Annotated in this window: 20 protein-coding genes and 1 tRNA gene; 11 read left to right on the top strand and 10 right to left on the bottom strand. The window is 50.3% G+C overall.

All coding sequences use genetic code 11. The annotated features are described in order from the left end of the window. From M467_RS16710 to M467_RS16700, 3 genes are all read left to right on the top strand, one after another. Nucleotides 1-74: transfer RNA gene (locus tag M467_RS16710), tRNA-Gly, on the top strand. 180 nt (nucleotides 75-254) lie between these two features. Then, the gene (locus M467_RS16705) at nucleotides 255-1055 is read left to right on the top strand and encodes an MBL fold metallo-hydrolase (RefSeq protein ID WP_021065283.1); all 801 of its coding nucleotides are present in this window, start codon (nucleotides 255-257) and stop codon (nucleotides 1053-1055) included. 397 nt (nucleotides 1056-1452) lie between these two features. Continuing rightward, nucleotides 1453-1659, top strand: a complete 207-nt coding sequence (locus M467_RS16700) for a DUF3006 domain-containing protein (RefSeq protein ID WP_016508383.1) — start codon at nucleotides 1453-1455, stop codon at nucleotides 1657-1659. Nucleotides 1660-1700: 41 nt separating this feature from the next. On the opposite strand, the gene M467_RS16695 is transcribed toward M467_RS16700, so the two are convergent. Next, complete coding sequence (locus M467_RS16695; protein WP_021065281.1) at nucleotides 1701-2255, bottom strand: TlpA disulfide reductase family protein; 555 nt, start codon at nucleotides 2253-2255, stop codon at nucleotides 1701-1703. A 74-nt stretch (nucleotides 2256-2329) separates the two neighbouring features. On the opposite strand from M467_RS16695, the gene M467_RS16690 reads away from it, so the two are divergent. After that, entirely contained in the window at nucleotides 2330-3181 is an 852-nt protein-coding gene (locus M467_RS16690; protein WP_021065280.1) for an aldose 1-epimerase family protein, read from the top strand. A 34-nt stretch (nucleotides 3182-3215) separates the two neighbouring features. Here the strand turns inward: M467_RS16690 and M467_RS16685 are convergent, their stop codons facing one another. The 3 genes from M467_RS16685 to M467_RS16675 all read right to left on the bottom strand — a co-directional run bounded on the left by M467_RS16685 (nucleotide 3216) and on the right by M467_RS16675 (nucleotide 5487). Further along, nucleotides 3216-3434: a PspC domain-containing protein gene (locus M467_RS16685; RefSeq protein WP_021065279.1), complete on the bottom strand. Its 219-nt coding sequence runs from the start codon at nucleotides 3432-3434 to the stop codon at nucleotides 3216-3218. A gap of 27 nt (nucleotides 3435-3461) precedes the next feature. Then, the gene (locus M467_RS16680) at nucleotides 3462-4166 is read right to left on the bottom strand and encodes an NAD(P)H-binding protein (protein ID WP_021065278.1); all 705 of its coding nucleotides are present in this window, start codon (nucleotides 4164-4166) and stop codon (nucleotides 3462-3464) included. 79 nt (nucleotides 4167-4245) lie between these two features. Then, on the bottom strand, nucleotides 4246-5487 hold the full coding sequence (locus M467_RS16675; protein WP_021065277.1) for an LCP family protein: 1242 nt from the start codon (nucleotides 5485-5487) through the stop codon (nucleotides 4246-4248). Nucleotides 5488-5689: 202 nt separating this feature from the next. On the opposite strand from M467_RS16675, the gene M467_RS16670 reads away from it, so the two are divergent. Further along, nucleotides 5690-6604: a hypothetical protein gene (locus M467_RS16670; protein WP_021065276.1), complete on the top strand. Its 915-nt coding sequence runs from the start codon at nucleotides 5690-5692 to the stop codon at nucleotides 6602-6604. 191 nt (nucleotides 6605-6795) lie between these two features. Here the strand turns inward: M467_RS16670 and M467_RS16665 are convergent, their stop codons facing one another. Continuing rightward, nucleotides 6796-7023: a hypothetical protein gene (locus M467_RS16665; RefSeq protein ID WP_021065275.1), complete on the bottom strand. Its 228-nt coding sequence runs from the start codon at nucleotides 7021-7023 to the stop codon at nucleotides 6796-6798. Between the two features lie 328 nt (nucleotides 7024-7351). On the opposite strand from M467_RS16665, the gene M467_RS16660 reads away from it, so the two are divergent. Beyond that, nucleotides 7352-8221: a hypothetical protein gene (locus M467_RS16660; protein WP_021065274.1), complete on the top strand. Its 870-nt coding sequence runs from the start codon at nucleotides 7352-7354 to the stop codon at nucleotides 8219-8221. Between the two features lie 55 nt (nucleotides 8222-8276). Here M467_RS16660 and M467_RS16655 read toward each other — a convergent pair whose 3' ends face one another. Next, complete coding sequence (locus M467_RS16655) at nucleotides 8277-8648, bottom strand: hypothetical protein (protein ID WP_021065273.1); 372 nt, start codon at nucleotides 8646-8648, stop codon at nucleotides 8277-8279. Nucleotides 8649-8751: 103 nt separating this feature from the next. Here M467_RS16655 and M467_RS16650 point away from each other — a divergent pair, with 103 nt between their 5' ends. After that, nucleotides 8752-9165, top strand: coding sequence for a VOC family protein (locus tag M467_RS16650; protein ID WP_021065272.1), 414 nt, complete (start codon nucleotides 8752-8754; stop codon nucleotides 9163-9165). A 9-nt stretch (nucleotides 9166-9174) separates the two neighbouring features. Here M467_RS16650 and M467_RS16645 read toward each other — a convergent pair whose 3' ends face one another. Continuing rightward, on the bottom strand, nucleotides 9175-10224 hold the full coding sequence (locus M467_RS16645; RefSeq protein WP_021065271.1) for an NAD(P)/FAD-dependent oxidoreductase: 1050 nt from the start codon (nucleotides 10222-10224) through the stop codon (nucleotides 9175-9177). 189 nt (nucleotides 10225-10413) lie between these two features. Here M467_RS16645 and M467_RS16640 point away from each other — a divergent pair, with 189 nt between their 5' ends. Both M467_RS16640 and M467_RS16635 read left to right on the top strand, forming a co-directional pair. Further along, nucleotides 10414-11262: an ABC transporter ATP-binding protein gene (locus M467_RS16640; RefSeq protein ID WP_021065270.1), complete on the top strand. Its 849-nt coding sequence runs from the start codon at nucleotides 10414-10416 to the stop codon at nucleotides 11260-11262. Nucleotides 11263-11369: 107 nt separating this feature from the next. After that, nucleotides 11370-11924, top strand: a complete 555-nt coding sequence (locus tag M467_RS16635) for a methyltransferase family protein (protein WP_021065269.1) — start codon at nucleotides 11370-11372, stop codon at nucleotides 11922-11924. 47 nt (nucleotides 11925-11971) lie between these two features. Here M467_RS16635 and M467_RS16630 read toward each other — a convergent pair whose 3' ends face one another. Both M467_RS16630 and M467_RS16625 read right to left on the bottom strand, forming a co-directional pair. Further along, a complete protein-coding gene (locus M467_RS16630; protein WP_021065268.1) occupies nucleotides 11972-12781 on the bottom strand; it encodes a DUF368 domain-containing protein in 810 nt (269 codons plus the stop codon). An 85-nt stretch (nucleotides 12782-12866) separates the two neighbouring features. Further along, nucleotides 12867-13433: a GNAT family N-acetyltransferase gene (locus M467_RS16625; RefSeq protein ID WP_021065267.1), complete on the bottom strand. Its 567-nt coding sequence runs from the start codon at nucleotides 13431-13433 to the stop codon at nucleotides 12867-12869. Between the two features lie 100 nt (nucleotides 13434-13533). On the opposite strand from M467_RS16625, the gene M467_RS16620 reads away from it, so the two are divergent. Then, nucleotides 13534-14283 (top strand): sugar nucleotide-binding protein, encoded by a 750-nt coding sequence (locus M467_RS16620; protein ID WP_029596072.1) that lies wholly within the window; start codon nucleotides 13534-13536, stop codon nucleotides 14281-14283. A gap of 20 nt (nucleotides 14284-14303) precedes the next feature. Here M467_RS16620 and M467_RS16615 read toward each other — a convergent pair whose 3' ends face one another. After that, nucleotides 14304-15548, bottom strand: a complete 1245-nt coding sequence (locus M467_RS16615) for a CYP152 family fatty-acid peroxygenase CypC (RefSeq protein WP_029596073.1) — start codon at nucleotides 15546-15548, stop codon at nucleotides 14304-14306. Between the two features lie 82 nt (nucleotides 15549-15630). On the opposite strand from M467_RS16615, the gene M467_RS16610 reads away from it, so the two are divergent. Continuing rightward, a complete protein-coding gene (locus M467_RS16610) occupies nucleotides 15631-15990 on the top strand; it encodes a potassium channel family protein (protein WP_021065264.1) in 360 nt (119 codons plus the stop codon). The last annotated feature ends 5 nt before the right edge of the window (nucleotides 15991-15995 follow it).

Here is a 15995-nt window from a genome sequence, read left to right as displayed (position 1 = left end):
GCGGGTGTAGTTTAATGGTAAAACCTCAGCCTTCCAAGCTGATGACGAGAGTTCGATTCTCTTCACCCGCTCCAATTACCGACATATACGCGAGAATTTGCTCGCACACATAACCGCACGGTGTCCCGTGCAACAAGCAGAACGTCATTCGACGTTCTGCTTTTTTTGTTTTTCAGCATAATAGCACCGAATTCAACAACGCTTAAATGACGTTAATTCGGGAAAAGGATGGAAGACAAGAAGGAGGGATTCCTATGATTCAAGTACGTCTTCAACCGTTCACCGTATACGAGAGTGCTTTGATGCGCACGACTTCGACGTTAATTGAGACGAACGAAAGCTTGATTGTGATTGATCCGACCTGGTTGCCCGAAGAAATCGCCACGATTCGCCGGGACGTCGAATTACGACGCCGGGGGAAAAAGCTGTATGTCATCTATACGCATCAGCACTATGACCATATCATCGGGGCTTATGCGTTCCCCGATGCCACCGTCATCGCGTCTCAAGCGTTCGTCGAGACGGATGCGAGTTCTCAGCTCGATGAGATTCAATCGTTCTACGAACAGTATTACATCGATCGTCCCATCATCAAACCTGCTGTTGATATTATGATTTCGGAAGATGGTACCCTCGCCCTCGGCTCTACACCCATCACGTTCTTATTGACGCCTGGTCACGAGTCGACCCACATGTCTTTAATCGTCGAGCCGTTACGTCTGCTCGTGTGTGGCGATTATGCCTCCAATATCGAGCCCCCGTTCATCGAACACGATGCCGAGGCGTATTTGACGTCGTTGCAGAAACTTCAAGCTGCCATTTACGAGTATGAGATTCGATGGCTCATTCCTGGCCACGGCGACTTGTGTGACGACCGTAGCAAAATGATGGAACGACTGAGCGCCGCCGAAGAATATATCCTCGCCTTGCCAGAAGAACGCGTCTGGTCTCCGCATTGGCCCGAACACGCTTTCTTCCAGCGCGTCCATGAACGTAATCGGAAGCACGTCGAGCAAAAAGCAAAAGATCGCGAGTCGCGGCAACAAGATTATTGACACAAAAAAATCGCAACGTCTCCCCAAGACGTTGCGATTCCCCCCTATTATGTAGACCTATTTCTTTGTGACGCGTTCTGAACGGACCGTGAACATACGGTCAATCCCATAAATGGTCACGCCGGTGACAGCGAGCAATCCAATCATAGCTGATGAAAACATTGACCATACCCCCATTGTTCACAAATTCGTCATAATCACCCCGTGCCTTCATTATAGAAGAAAATAATTCAAAAAGAAAGCGTTTTCTTCAAAGTTTCTTCACAATTCTGTCACGCTTCTCTTTTTACTTTTGCTTGTCTAGCCTTACGCAAATATGTGTAGGTTTTGTGGAATGTGGGAATACACTCTATAAGAATAAAAGAGACAGAAAGCTGTTCGTTGAGGAGGAAGAGGCATGATCAAGTATGGCACGTTGGTGCGGGTCGAAGGGAAATACGCCGTGTTACGTTGGAACAACGGCTCGAGCTTTATCCCAAGACGATTCTTGCCATCAGAAGCACGTGTTGGCGATACCATCATTCGAGATAACCACCATTACTATCTCGAAGAAGACATGACACCCAATTTCGATGCGCTGATTAAACAACATTATAAAAAGTAGACAAAGACAGACCGGTTTCTTTCCAGTCTGTCTTTGTCCGTTCATTTCGTTCGGTCATGCAGCCAGTCGAAATCGACCGGTCCGACTTGTTTGGCCGTGATGATGCCGTCTGGCCCAATTACGTAGGTGGTCGGGAGCGCGACGACACGATACGTCTTCTCCACCGTCCCCGTCTCGTCCAATAGGATTGGGAAACTGACCGGCACTTCCTGTAAAAACGCATCGACGTCTCGTTTACCGAGCCGTTCGTTTTTCGTCGCATTCACCCCGAGCACAGGGATGCCTGTATCTTCGCCGAATTCAATCAACTCTGGCAACTCTTCCCGACACGGTGGACACCACGTCGCCCAAAAGTTCAGGATGACTTGTTGCCCTTCATAGTCGGCGAGGGACACCGACTGCCCTTCCGTCGTCTCGAGCTCGAACTGTGGCGCCCGCTGTCCGACTTCAAGACCGCCGAGCACGCCGTCGTCCGTGGCGACTTCGACCGTCGGCTCACTCGCTTGGCTCGTCTTGTACTCGTCGTAACCTTTATAAGCCAATCCTCCAATGAGGCCGGCCATGATGAGACTGATCGCTAGTTTATGAAATCGCATGATTTACCCCTTGTTCTGTGGACTGTTCACTCCTAAACTTAACTTATCACATCATTCAAAGGAGAGTAACTATCTTGCAACTTCACAATGAGAAAGTTAGCCTCACCCTAAAAGCGCACGGCGCCGAAATGACAAGTTGGAAAGTCGAAGGAACGGAGCTCCTTTGGCAAGGCGACCCGACGTATTGGGGGCGGCAAGCCCCAATCCTATTCCCTTTCGTCGGAAGGCTGCTTGACGACCGCTACTTATATGAAGGACTGACATACACGATGAGCCAACACGGATTTGCACGAGACGAACTGTTCGAGGTCGCCGAGGCTTCGGACACACACGTCCGGTTCATTCTTCGTGATTCGATCGAGACCCGTAAACACTATCCGTTCTCATTCGAACTGAACGTCATCTATCGCTTGATCGGCGAAGAGTTGAATGTGACGTACCACGTCGTCAATCGGGATGATGTCGTACTCCCATTCAGCATCGGCGGACATCCGGCCTTCAACATTCCGTTTGCCGGGGGCACGTTCGAAGACTATACGATTGACTTTGGGGAGACACGAACACTCGACCGTCTCTTGCTCGAAGGACCTTACTTGACGGGTGCTTATCAACCGCTTGGGGAACGTCGTTATATCCCGTTGACGCATCATTTGTTCGACCAGGACGCCCTTATCTTTGAACAAATCGAATACGCGGCGCTCCGGCATCAGCCGAGCGGCCGGGCCATCGTCATGGAATCCCCCCAGTTCACCCACTTCGGCATCTGGTCACCTCCACATTCCGACGCCCCATTCGCCTGTCTCGAGCCGTGGTTCGGACATGCCGACTATAAAGGGCACCGGAAAGACATCCTCCATAAGGAAGACATGCAACTGCTCGAACCAGGCGAGTCGTTCGAAGCGACTTACACCTTGTATATGGAATGAAAAACGTGCTGACCGCTATGGTCAGCACGTTTTGTTAAAAGCGACTGTCTTGCTCCGCCTCATACTCTGAAGGCGGTTTTTTCATGACGATGGCGAGGACGATATAAATCAGAAGACCTGGACCTCCAAACAGGGCGAGAACGACGAAGATGATTCGCATCAATGTCACATCGACACCTAAGTAGTTCCCGAGTCCCGAACAAACACCAGCAATCATTTGATTCGACGGATCTTTATACAGTTTTCGTTCCATCAAGACACCTTCTCCTCCAGTTTTTCGTTAACGCTGTGGTCGACGGAGCGTCGTTCTGCCACCTGTCGCCACTTCTCCACGACTGTCGAAATCGAGCGCATCGTTGATTGGGGTACTGCCTGATTTGACTTCAATCCGACGTCCGTACAAGCCTCGATTATCGAGCGAGGCGGCGATGATAGTCGCGACGTCCGTTTCAGAAATCGTTGCGTCACTCGCATCACTCAAATCTTCTGATGCCTCAATCGAGCCTTTCCCTGGACCATCTACGATTGTCACTGGGCAAATGATCGTGTAGTTCAAACCGCTATGTTCGATATACTCGTCAGCCGCATTGTTAGCAGACAAGAAGTTGAAATGTTCTTTTGGTGCAGCGTCTGGTTGATCGGCGCCGTAAGCGCTGAGCAAAACGACGTGGCGGACCCGTTCTTTTTTCGCAGCATCGATAGCTTTCATGGCGACGTTGCGGTCCAGCAGTTCGATTTCTTTGCTCGAACCTTCTGCCCCAGCCGTTGCTGCGATGATGACGGCATCCTGTCCGGAAGTCGCCTCGTGTATCCCTTTATCTAATTCTTTCTCGACGTCGACGGTGAGCACACGCGCACCCATTTTTTCATACTCTGCCTGTAGTTCAGGATAACGAATTAAAGCGGTCACTTGATGCGTTTTCGCTAAACTTTTCAATACACGTCTACCGATCTTTCCTGTTGCTCCAATGACTAAAACTTTCATTCAAATTTCCCTCCTCAAAAGAGTAGTTCATTTGATTAAATTTCCTCTTTCGGGATGGAATCAAACCCTTTTCGCAAAATTATCTAACAGTTCCCCACATCGTTAAGTCGAGGGCATCGCGAACGGCTTGAACACTCGCTTCGGTCGGTTGATAGTAATAGACGTTATCGATGTAGGCGTCTTCCCCTTCGATTTGAAGTTTGTCCACCTGTGGTTGTAGCACCATCGTCATTCCGATTGAAGCCATTTGCAACGGGTTCATTTCAAGCCCCATCTCGTCTTTCATAAAGCGATACGTTGCCGGGATTTTTGTCCAGCCTGTTGGACTGGCCAATTTATCGGCGACGGCTGACATGACCTCGGTCTGTCGATTCGATCGCGCCCCATCCGTATCTGTTTTCCGATGACGGGCATAGGCGAGCGCCATATCTCCGTCCATGGCGTACGAGACACCTTCCGTGTATTCATACGTCTGATTGAAGCCTTTCTCACTGAACGAGTGGGTCGCCGTCACGTTGACGCCGCCAACCAAATCAATCAGTTCCATGAACGTTTCGAACGTGATGACGACTTGACCGTCGACAGACGCTTCGGTCAATCCCTCTACCGCTCCAACGGTACAGTCAGCACCGCCATAGGCGAACGCATGGGTGATTTTATCGCCTTCTCGCTCTGGTTCACAAGGAATCGCCGTATACGTGTCACGTGGAATCGAGACGTTTTGGACAGTGCGGGAACGCGGCACGAATTCCATCAGCTGTAACGAGTCGGTCCGTGATCCTGATAACGATTCTCCGACCCGGGCATCGCTGCCCATGACTAAAAACGTGACCGGACGTGTCGCCATATAGCCGGCCCCAATCATCAAGAGCAACAGGACGAGAAGCAATTTCCCTTTCCATTTGCGACGGCGTGCTTTTTCCTTCGGAGCGGCCGTCTCCCGCTTGGCGTGCGTCCGTTCCGGCTCTCGTATTTTCTGTCTAGGCTCACGTCGTTCATCTCGACGCGGCTTCGACTTACGCTTCTTACCGAAGGGAAGACTTAGTTTCGGTTTTTTGACGTTGAGCGATTTCTTCTTACGTTCCGACGGCGTTTCCTCCGAACGATTTAAAAACGGATGCTCGCCCTGCCCTTTATCTGTCGGTCGATTCGAATCATTGTTAAACTTGTCTTCTACATGCCCATGGTGCTGGGGCGTCTCGTGTCGAGCTTGTTCATCTAGTCGAGCTTGTTCGTCTAGCCGGGCTTGTTCGGTTAATCGTTCGCGTTCAAGCTCCCGTTTCCGTCGTTCGACACGTGATAAGTGTTGATCGTCATTCATATGCTGTACCTCTAGTATGGTTAGATTTTTCTACATTATCATCGACAAACGCTATTCTGACAACGGTTAGCGCAAAAATCCGTCTTAAGCATGAGACGGAAGGGTTGTTTTGAATCGAAACCGGGAAAGGAATAATAATTGGTGTCTGCCCATCTGTGGATGGATAGATTGTTCGACGTCCTCTCGAAAGGAGGGAGAGCTAATGCGTATCGGGAAGTTACGGATGTTGCTGGAACAATACGGTGAAGCCACGCTTCGCGATGTAATTGTCGAGATGTATCGCAACATCCCAAAAACCGTGATTGAAGAGAAAGACATCGACTTTATGGTCAGCCAGTTCACGCGCTATAAAGAACAAAAGTCGTCAGACGAACGTCATTCGCTCTCACAGACCATCATCCTCGCTGAGCGCTTTGTCGAATTGGCATATGACCATTTATATTTAGTACCCAATCAAGTGATGAGCGAACGGGATCAAAAAAACTGGTACATTCACGCTAAAAAGATTATTCGCGACCTCGTCCATTACGCTGACGATGAGCCCGAGGCTCGGACGATGTATGAAGAAATGTTTTTGTTGCTGTCGTCTTCAGCGGGAGAAGAACCTCTATTCACGACAAGTGACCCGTTTCGACTATTAAAATTGTCTCAAACCACGATGTTATCCCAACTGATTCAATATTATCAACTCGACGCCCCCGCCCCTGCCGTTTGGATCGATCGGTCTTTGTATACCGCGCTCCACGTCCCAAAAGATGTCGATTCCACCCGGGTCGATTTGCTCTCGACCCTCCTCGAGCAATCGTATAGTATAGCTGAATGGAACTTGCTCCACGAACGCCTCACCACGTTGTGCGACCGTACGTTAGCGAAAGCCCAGACAGACGATAATGCGCTCGCCGATTATCAAGCTTTAAAAATGCTCGAGCTAGAATTGCTCGTCGAACGCGGCTTGTTATCTGAGGCCGAACAAAAATTGTTCGCCGAATATATCCCGTTCTTCTCGCATCGTTCTGAACCGTTCAAAGTGTATGTCAATATGCTTGAAAGTCATGGACATACGAATGAAACGAAACGATTGCGTCGTCTCGCCAAAGAAAAGCGCATCCAGTTGTAACCTCATGCTGCATACGAAAAAAAGGGAGTCAATCGACATCGTCGGTTGACTCCAATACATGATATGAACGAGGGGTGTTCATCTGAAAAGGAGGGGAAGTTGGTGCAGAACTTCCTTCCTACACGTTTAGTATAAATCAGATTTGAAACCGCTTCCGTTTTAGATATTGCATTTTTGTGAACGTTTTCACGTTATTCGATGGCATTAATGATTCCAAGACCGATGACGGACAGTAACACGATCAGCACAAAAATAAAGACCATCTCATTCGGGGAGCGAAACCCCTCATATAGTTCTACCGCCTCGTCGACGATGACATTCTCGTGGACCACAATCGGTTCTTCTGTATCCGCTTGAGCCACGAGCGGCGTCCCCGCCAACAGCACTACTATCAACCACAAGCCTGTCAAATATCGCATAGTCGTCTCCTCGGTTCGTTTCTTTACATCAATTATAGCATGTCGATTTCAAAGTCATGACACGGTTTTCTTCGTTTCCCCCCAGTTAAATAATTCTCACACCCATTTCCGTTTAAAAGATCTGGTTTTGTTTTTTTCGATTCAGTTTGATACAAACCTATTTCTGAAGCCATTCTCCTGTTCTTTTTAAACGGGACTCTCAGGAAAATGCCTTAAATTCATCCCTATTTTAACCAAATAATGTTCATCATTTTAATACGAGTATTTTAAAGTGGTAACGCTTACAATTTAAGGGTGTTCCAATAAATGTAGAAAGTAGGTTGCTTTCATGAAGCACACCTTTATCGTCAAAGAAAGCCGACAACTCAAGCCCCATGAACGGTCTATGCTCCACTCTCTCTATCCAGCAGGTCAACTTCCACATCATTTCTGTCTGCCTGCCGACTGCTACCACTATACTGGATGGTTTCGTAACAAGCCAGTCGCCGCTGTCACAGTTGACTGCAAGGATTTCAAAACCTCGCATTTGATTCGCTTGAGCGACACCACTTGCAAAAATCGCATGATGTTAAGCGGTTTAATCGATCAGGTCCTGTTCCAACTTCGATTAGAGGTTCGTCACAACACAACGGTTTCGGTAACTCTCCCAACTGACGCACCAGGCAATTTGTTGAATGGTTTCAAGGACATTGGATTTCTTCCCCACCTCGAGGCGACGTCGTTTGAGTTCCCTTTCGTTCCGTACACAAAAACAACTTTTGACCAATGGCAATTTTGTATAGAGTATCCGGAGACGCATGGAGATTGGTTACGAAAACGAAATCAATATTTCTGGCTCTTGCCTGGAGCCGTGCCCCTTACGGCTCGGGCACTTGATATGCTCCATCGAAGGCAAACAATCTTTTATTCGTTAAAATGGAAAGGAACCGTGGTCGGTACGATGTACGGCGAGATTAAGCAAGGTCGATTGTACCTCCACGAGTTGCATATCGTTGGCCAAAAAGAATTTACTCAAGAAGGCATCTCATTTTTTCAGCAATCATACTATGACAAATTTAAAAAGACAGAATTGATGAGTGTCACTGCCACTTCGATGCAGACACACGTCCTACACGCTTTATACGAGCAAGGTGCGCGTCCAACGCCATCATCCACTTATACATTATTGAAGTACTTGACCCCAGCGCGAACGGATTAATAAAAAAACACGAAACGTCCGCGGTCCGTCAATCAGACTCGTTCGTTTCGTGTTTTTATTCGGCAGCGTTTGTCGAATCCATCGCGAGCGGTGGCATCTTTTCAAAGAGATCGGTCCGAAGACCCGTATCACGTCGGTCCAACGATTCAATCCGGTCGAACTGAATTTCACGATCCGTCACACTGAACCAGTACGTGATGTGGGGCTCGTCTGTAAACCGCAGGGCGTAGTTCGAACCGTTCAAGTGAAAGTCCACTTCTGTGGATAGAAGTTCAGATGGGCCAATTTTTTTATGGGTCGTCAAGCGTTCCAGAACGACTTGCTCTTCATTGATCCGATAGTCGACAAACGTCGCAAGTGAGAGTCCAAACACAAATGACACCAGCGCGAACGCGCTGACCAATCCAAGAGTGATCTTACCGTTCATTTCGCCGTCCCTCCCTCTTTTAGTATATCGGATTCCGACAAAACGTTGTGAAGTGACAATTTGTTCAAGTTTCGTCAAACTAGAGCGAGAGGAGGGAACAACCATGCACATTGACCATACCGGAATCGCCGTCCGTGACTTAGACGAGGCGATCACATTTTACACGACCGTTCTACAAGGAAAGTTGGTCGACCGTTATACGAACACAGCCATCGGCGTCGAGACGGAGATTGCCGTCATCCACGTGGGTGACGACGTAATTGAACTGTTATTGCCGACGAGTCCGACCAGCCCAATCGCTCGCTTCATGAAAGCGCGTGGTAAAGGTGTTCACCATGTCGCCTATCGCGTCGAGGATTTGGACGAGTCAATCGAGTCACTTAAACGTGACGGTGTAACTTTTTTAGAGGACACGTTGCGGACGACGGCCAAAGGCCGGCGCCTCATCTATATGGACCCCCGTCATTCCGGAGGCGTCATCGTCGAACTATGTGATTATCCAACAATAAAGCAGTGAGGGCTCCCCTCACTGCTTTTGTAATGCCTGTTCGATGATATCCCGGTTCTTCGTTTTCAATCGTTCGTTATGGGATGATACCATTGCGGTTTTCGTCGCGTCCGGATCGATGAACGTTTTCGCTCGGTTGACAGCGTTGGCCGCATCTTGGAAAGCACCCGCAATCAGATGGACTTTCCCTTCATGCGTCAAAATGTCGCCCGCTGCGTATAGACCTGGCACCGACGACTCACTGCTCGCATTGCCTTTCACGTAAAAATCGTTCACCATCTCGACTTGAAGCTCACATTCCCCGAGAAGCGCTGTATCCTGCTCATACCCATGATTGATGACGACCTCGTCCACTTCCACAACCTCGCGGGCGCCTGTTCCGCAATCGACGAGAGCGACGGCATGAATCGTCGTCCCGTCCCGGGAAATTAAATCCTCGATTTGCGTATGCAATCGACAGTCGACGCGTCCACAGAGGAGCTTATCGACTTGCGACTCGTGTCCTTTAAGCGCCTCTTTTCGATACGTCAAAATGACACGCTCGGCAATCGGTTCAAGCTCGTTGGCCCAATCAATCGCACTGTTGCCGCCACCCGAAATCAACACTGTCTTCCCTTTGAACGCCATGAGCGATTTGACCGTATAGTGTAAGTTGGAGACCTCAAAGCGCTCCGCTCCACTAATATCAATTTTCTGCGGTTGCAGGATACCACTTCCTGTCGCGACAATGACCGTTTTCGATCGATGTTGCCCGTGCGTCGTATCCAATACGAAATGGCCATCGTGATCTTTCGTCATCGATTCGACCTTTTCTCCGAGCACGACGGTCGGGTCGAACGTCAAGCCTTGTTCTACCAGTTGTTCGATGAGTCGAGCCCCGGTCGTCGGCGTGACACCCCCGACGTCCCAAATCATCTTCTCTGGATAGACATGGATTTTCCCGCCGAGATGCGGTTGAAACTCAATCAATTTCGTTTTCATCCCCCGCAATCCGCTGTAAAACGTCGCATATAGCCCGGCCGGTCCGCCTCCAATAATCGTTACGTCATATAGGTCCTGTTCGCTCATCGTCCTCACCCTTCCTCAAAACTCCTGCGCCATTGATTCTCATTCTCATTCACTATACCGCGAATTAGACCGCTCGACAATCTATTTTGACATCAAACAAACATTGACACGATGTGTCGCACTTGCTATAGTAAACTCGATATTGAGAATCATTATCACGGGCGTCATTTACGGAAAGGGGAATCCATCATGTCACGGATACATACGACGGATATCGAGGTCGGATATGGGGACAAGACGATTGTAAAACAATTGAGCTTGTCGATTCCCGACCATAAAATCACGACGATTATCGGACCGAACGGTTGTGGAAAATCGACGCTCTTAAAAGCGATGACACGGATTCTTTCTCCATCTGCTGGCGCTGTGCATTTAGACGGGGCCGACATCGCGAAATGTAATACGAAAGAGATTGCCCGTAAAATGGCCATCTTGCCGCAAACGCCGGAAGGCGCCGGCGGCTTGACGGTCGGCGAACTCGTCTCCTACGGTCGATTCCCTTATCAGTCCGGATTTGGACGCCTCTCGAAACATGACCATGAAGTCATCGATTGGGCACTCGATGTGACCGGGACGCTCGCTTATAAAGACCGCAGCGTCGACGCCCTGTCTGGGGGACAACGTCAACGCGTGTGGATTGCGATGGCACTCGCCCAAGAGACCGATTTAATCTTCTTGGACGAACCGACGACTTACCTTGATTTGGCCCATCAGCTCGAAGTGCTCGAACTGCTCGAAACGCTCAATCGAGAGCAAGGGCGGACCATCGTCATGGTGCTCCACGATTTGAACCAGGCCGCTCGCTTTGCCGATCATATCGTTGCGATGAAAGACGGCGAGGTGCTCGCGACCGGTTCGGCCGAGGAAGTCATTTGTCCGCTCGTGCTCAGACAAGTGTTCCATATCGATGCCATCATCGGGCGTGACCCCCGGACCGAAAAACCGATGTGTCTCACTTACCATTTGATTAAAGATGAGTCAAAAGAAGCGCCCCCTGCCCAGCAGACCGCCGCAACCTTGCTTGCCAATGCCCGTTAGGCTTTCTCGACGTCCCGCACATCGCGAGACGTTTTTTCGATTCCTGCACGTTAGTGAGGAGGAAGACACGGGTAATACATCGAAGGTATTGAAAAAGGAGGCACGTTATGGATTGGCTCGATGGATTATTTGTTCTCACCTCGGTCGCTTGGCTATATGAAATTTGGCGATACCGAAACCGGTCCGAACCGACCGATGGTGCCAGTGAGCACGCTAGTTTTTATATCGTCTCATTGATGATGGTTACCGTATTCGCTATCTCAATCGGACTTTCTGTTTGGACCGATACACGTCAGGCCACACTGCAACGCCTGCTCGGCCTGAGCGGGTTCATCGCCGGTGTCTCACTTCGCTATTGGGGCATCCGACAATTGCGCCATCAGTTCACCCGCCACGTCGTCGTCCGGCCCGCGGATGAGCTCGTCAGTTCGGGACCGTATCGTTATTTACGCCACCCCCTCTACACGGGGCTCTTATTTATCACGTTCGGATTTTCACTCTTTTTCGCGCCTTGGACGATTGCTCTCGTCGGTACATGTTTGATGAGTCTCGCTCTCTTATGGCGCATCCATATCGAGGAGAAAATGTTGACATCTCACTTCGGTGTGACGTATCAGACGTGGGCCAAGTCACGTAAACGCTTGATCCCGTTCATTTATTAAGCAAAAAACATGCACGCTCGTCTTCATTGACGGGCGTGCATGTTTGGTTAAACGGAGAAACGTCCAAGTAGACGGACGATGATGAATCCAGCGAAGAACGAGAGGACACTGAGTATCCACATGATTGTCGTGTCCGGCAGACCTGGGAATACGACCGCAAGCGAGCCGATGACCAACCCGATGATGACCGAAAACGTCATGCCCGGAAAATGACCGAGCAAATAGCGAATCACTTTACTGCTGACGATAAAACCGACGGCCACTCCAAGACCGACGATGCCGATAATGAGCAGGTTCAAGTTCGACAACGCGCTGATGACGGTCGGATACACCCCGATCAAAAGCAATACGAATGAGCCACTGATTCCCGGCAACAACATCGCCATACTGCCGAGCCATCCTGAGAAGAACAAGAGAATAGTCGTCCCTGTCGAGAGTTCCGTGATGATGGCCGTATCTGCTGGTTTGATGATCGCCATGCTGGCCACAAGAATCGCCCCGATGACCATCGCGACGATATGTACCGGTCGCATGACGGCTCTCGTTCGAAATTCAAAGAAGAGCATCGGGATAATCCCGAGAATCAATCCGATGAAAAAGAACTGGGTCGGTTCATAATATTCGAGCAAGAGGAACTCAATCACGCGGCTGAGTCCTAAAATCGCCCCTGCCATCCCAATCCCGAGCGGAATCAAGAACAACAAGTGCTGTTTCCAATGCCGACTGAAGATACCGCTGATGGCTTCAATCAAACGGTCATAAATTCCTAAAATGACTGCAATCGTCCCGCCGCTGACGCCAGGAATCAAATCACTCGTTCCCATCGCGATGCCGCGCAACATATTCTTCCACTCCATACACAATCTCCTTTTTCTCTCTCAATGTGATCAAGCCTATAGTATAGCCGAGTCCCGATCGGTTTGCATCGGTTTCGTGACGTGTTCAGGCGTTCTCGCTTACCGTAAACGTCATATAATCGAACCGTCCCCCGGATATCTCAATCTCTTTCTCTTTCATAAAGCCGAGACGTTCATACAATCGACCTGCTGCCGGGTTCGTCTGATCGACGTTGAGCGTGACGCGAGGAATGTTCATGGCACGCGCATGAGCAATCGCCTGTTGAATCAAGCCCGTCCCAATCCCGCGTCCGCCGAACATCGCGTCGACGGCGACCGAGTCGATATACAGGACGTCGCCTTCCGTTTCGACATCCAACTCGCCAGGCTGACCGTTTGTCCGGAGCCAAGCTTTAATCGGTTCATCGAGCATTGCCGCCTGCTCGCCGTGATACGCAATCAGAATGCCTGCAATCGTCGCATCGGATTCGGCCACCCATATGTTCTCGTAGCTCAAGCGGTTGCCAGGCTGACCAATCCACATCGCGAGTCGATCGAGCACGTGCTCTTGATCGGATGTGCCGGTCAATGAATAGGCGATTTCATGAATCGCCGTATAGACGAGCGGTGCAATCTGCAACTGATCGTCCGGTGTCGCTTTTCGAATATTCATCATTATCGCCTCCACTCAACAGTCTAGCATAAAGCTGTCCACAAAGGGTTTGTCAGTTCGTGAAGTGTGGGATGATAGAAACAAAAGGGAGGAATGCATGATGAAAGCAATTTTAACAGGTATGAACGGGACCGTCGCCCCCGTCGTCGCCGAGACGTTAACGCGGCATGGCATCGAGCCCGTGGCCTGGGACCGAACGAAAGTATCGACCACAGATGAGGCCGAGATGCGACGTTTCATCGAATCGGTGCGTCCGAACTACTTTCTTCATATCGGGATGGGTGCCGTCGAATGGGCCGACACGCTAGCTCGGCTATGCGGAGAATATAAGATTCCATTTCTCTTCACGAGCACCGTCTCGGTGTTCTCTGACAACGTGACAGGGCCAATCACACCGGACATGCCTCCTGACGCGACCGATGAATACGGGGCTTATAAGCGGGCCTGCGAAGAGACGATTGCCCGGACCAATCCTGGTGCCCAAATCGTACGGCTCGGTTGGCAAATCGGGCATCGTGCCGGTTCGAATAACATGATGGATTATTTCGAGAACGAGATGAAACGACATGGCGTCATCGTCGCGAGCGCTCACTGGTACCCGTCTTGTTCGTTTTTGGAAGACACGGCCGATGCCTTGTTCGAGATTTTGACGAAGCGAGGGCCTGGGCTGTACCAATTGAATGGCAATTCGAGTCACTCTCTGTATGACATCGCGATGGCGCTCAAAGAGTCACATGATACGTCGTGGCAAATCGAACAGACTGATGAACCGAAACGTGATAATCGAATGGTCGATACGAATATCACGATTCAACCGATTACAAAACGGCTAGCGTTACACACGAAATGAGTCGCCCGCGGGCGACTCATTTATTCGTTCTTTTGAATTTGATTCAGCACGAAACGGCTCTTCGGTAAACTCGGAAAGTCGACAAAGCTATAACTGAGGTCTTGCGGAGGCACCTCGTAACGGTAACGTGTTAGGAACACGTCGATCGTCTCGCGCATGATTGCAATCGTCACGTGCTCCCCCGCACAGCGGTGTCCGAAATCGACATCCCCGCCACCTTGCGGAATGAATGTGAACGGACTTTCTGTCCAGTCTTTGAAGCGATCGGGGTTGAATGTATCCGGTTCCGTCCACAAGGAAGGGTCATGATTCGTCCCATATAAGTCGAGCAAGACGAGCGTCCCTTCTTCGAACGTAAATCCGTTCCACGCGAAATCTTGCTTGACCCTCGCAGCGGTCACAGGGAAAAATGGATAAAAGCGTCTCACTTCTTGGACGAACCATGTGGGTTCGGTCTCACCACGCGCCAATCGGTCCCGCGCTTCCGGAAATTGGTGGAGCGCCAATACAGTGAACAACACATAAATCGAGACGGCCACGGTCGGGCGCAATATATTGATCACTTCGACAGCAACGACGTCGGCCGGAAGCAGATGACCCGCTTCATCCCGATGCCAAGAAAATTCATATAACGCTGTTTGTTCGTTTGGGAGAAGCCGGTTCTTCCGCACTTCTTCGACCATGCCACGCACCCACGCCTCGGCCGAGGAGCGGGCCGCTCGCCCACGAACATGTTTTGGTCCGAGCGCAGTCCCAGATTCAAATAGCAATCGCATCTCGTCCGTCCGGCGAGCTACTTCGCTTTCACGGAGCGGGACCCCCGCCCATTCACAGACGGCCCGCATGAGAACTTCTTGCGCCGTGTCATAGAGCACCGTCTCGTCAGCCGACGCGTCGAGCGCCCGTTCCCACTCCCGGCTGACGAGCTTCGTTAACCGCTTGATATTTTGGGGGAACATGAGCGCCATGAACATCTGTTTGCGATGTGTATGGGCCGAGCCGTCTAACGTCTGCACCCCGTCCTCACCGAATAGTGTTTTCAGCAACCGTTTCGGTGCCGCATCTTTGCGCACGAACTTGTCCGCGTCATAAAACAAGGCTGCCGCCTCGCCGCCTCCGAGACAGATGACTCGTTCGCCGAGCAAACGTGTTTCAAACAGATTGGACTGGAAGCTCTTCCGGCGGTTCGGGACGTATAAGTATCCTTCCCGCAGAAACGCCAGACTATGGTCTAGCCCTTCCTCTTTCGGAATCGGTCGTGTCATCGTCATCATCCTCTCCATCTTTTCTATAAAGGATGTTCCCCTGTTCTTAGCGAACAAACCTATAGGGAAAGGAGGAAATGAAATGCTATCTTTCATCTTGACGTTCCGGCGCATGTTCCGTGGGATTTGGCGTGGCTTGAAGGATGCGGAGTTTCAAGTCTTGTTCAGTCTCGCCTTCCTGACCATCCTCTCCGGGACACTGTTCTACTCACGCTTCGAAGACATGCGTTGGCTCGATGCCCTGTATTTCAGTGTCGTCACACTCACGACAATTGGCTATGGGGATTTTGTCCCGACGACCGATATCGGCAAAGTGTTCACGATCGGCTATGTCATCACGGGTGTCGGCATCATGGTCGGTTTCATCACGAAAGTGTTCGACCATCTTCAACAAGCACGGCTCGAAGAGGTTCGCAAACGCAATACGCCACCGTCCCCGTAAGGATG

It is taken from the genome of Exiguobacterium chiriqhucha RW-2, from assembly GCF_000416965.1.
Lineage (GTDB): Bacteria > Bacillota > Bacilli > Exiguobacteriales > Exiguobacteriaceae > Exiguobacterium > Exiguobacterium chiriqhucha.
Note: the sequence above shows the minus strand (reverse complement) of the source record. Positions and strands in the feature narration are given on the sequence as shown.

Coding starts and splice junctions, on each gene's coding strand:
- M467_RS16645 (WP_021065271.1), bottom strand. CDS start 10,224: ATGAGCGAACAGGACCTATATGACGTAACGATTATTGGAGGCGGACCG.
- M467_RS16700 (WP_016508383.1), top strand. CDS start 1,453: ATGATCAAGTATGGCACGTTGGTGCGGGTCGAAGGGAAATACGCCGTG.
- M467_RS16685 (WP_021065279.1), bottom strand. CDS start 3,434: ATGGAACGAAAACTGTATAAAGATCCGTCGAATCAAATGATTGCTGGT.
- M467_RS16655 (WP_021065273.1), bottom strand. CDS start 8,648: ATGAACGGTAAGATCACTCTTGGATTGGTCAGCGCGTTCGCGCTGGTG.
- M467_RS16670 (WP_021065276.1), top strand. CDS start 5,690: ATGCGTATCGGGAAGTTACGGATGTTGCTGGAACAATACGGTGAAGCC.
- M467_RS16610 (WP_021065264.1), top strand. CDS start 15,631: ATGCTATCTTTCATCTTGACGTTCCGGCGCATGTTCCGTGGGATTTGG.
- M467_RS16635 (WP_021065269.1), top strand. CDS start 11,370: ATGGATTGGCTCGATGGATTATTTGTTCTCACCTCGGTCGCTTGGCTA.
- M467_RS16650 (WP_021065272.1), top strand. CDS start 8,752: ATGCACATTGACCATACCGGAATCGCCGTCCGTGACTTAGACGAGGCG.
- M467_RS16675 (WP_021065277.1), bottom strand. CDS start 5,487: ATGAATGACGATCAACACTTATCACGTGTCGAACGACGGAAACGGGAG.
- M467_RS16615 (WP_029596073.1), bottom strand. CDS start 15,548: ATGACACGACCGATTCCGAAAGAGGAAGGGCTAGACCATAGTCTGGCG.
- M467_RS16695 (WP_021065281.1), bottom strand. CDS start 2,255: ATGCGATTTCATAAACTAGCGATCAGTCTCATCATGGCCGGCCTCATT.
- M467_RS16680 (WP_021065278.1), bottom strand. CDS start 4,166: ATGAAAGTTTTAGTCATTGGAGCAACAGGAAAGATCGGTAGACGTGTA.
- M467_RS16640 (WP_021065270.1), top strand. CDS start 10,414: ATGTCACGGATACATACGACGGATATCGAGGTCGGATATGGGGACAAG.
- M467_RS16660 (WP_021065274.1), top strand. CDS start 7,352: ATGAAGCACACCTTTATCGTCAAAGAAAGCCGACAACTCAAGCCCCAT.
- M467_RS16630 (WP_021065268.1), bottom strand. CDS start 12,781: ATGGAGTGGAAGAATATGTTGCGCGGCATCGCGATGGGAACGAGTGAT.
- M467_RS16705 (WP_021065283.1), top strand. CDS start 255: ATGATTCAAGTACGTCTTCAACCGTTCACCGTATACGAGAGTGCTTTG.
- M467_RS16665 (WP_021065275.1), bottom strand. CDS start 7,023: ATGCGATATTTGACAGGCTTGTGGTTGATAGTAGTGCTGTTGGCGGGG.
- M467_RS16620 (WP_029596072.1), top strand. CDS start 13,534: ATGAAAGCAATTTTAACAGGTATGAACGGGACCGTCGCCCCCGTCGTC.
- M467_RS16625 (WP_021065267.1), bottom strand. CDS start 13,433: ATGAATATTCGAAAAGCGACACCGGACGATCAGTTGCAGATTGCACCG.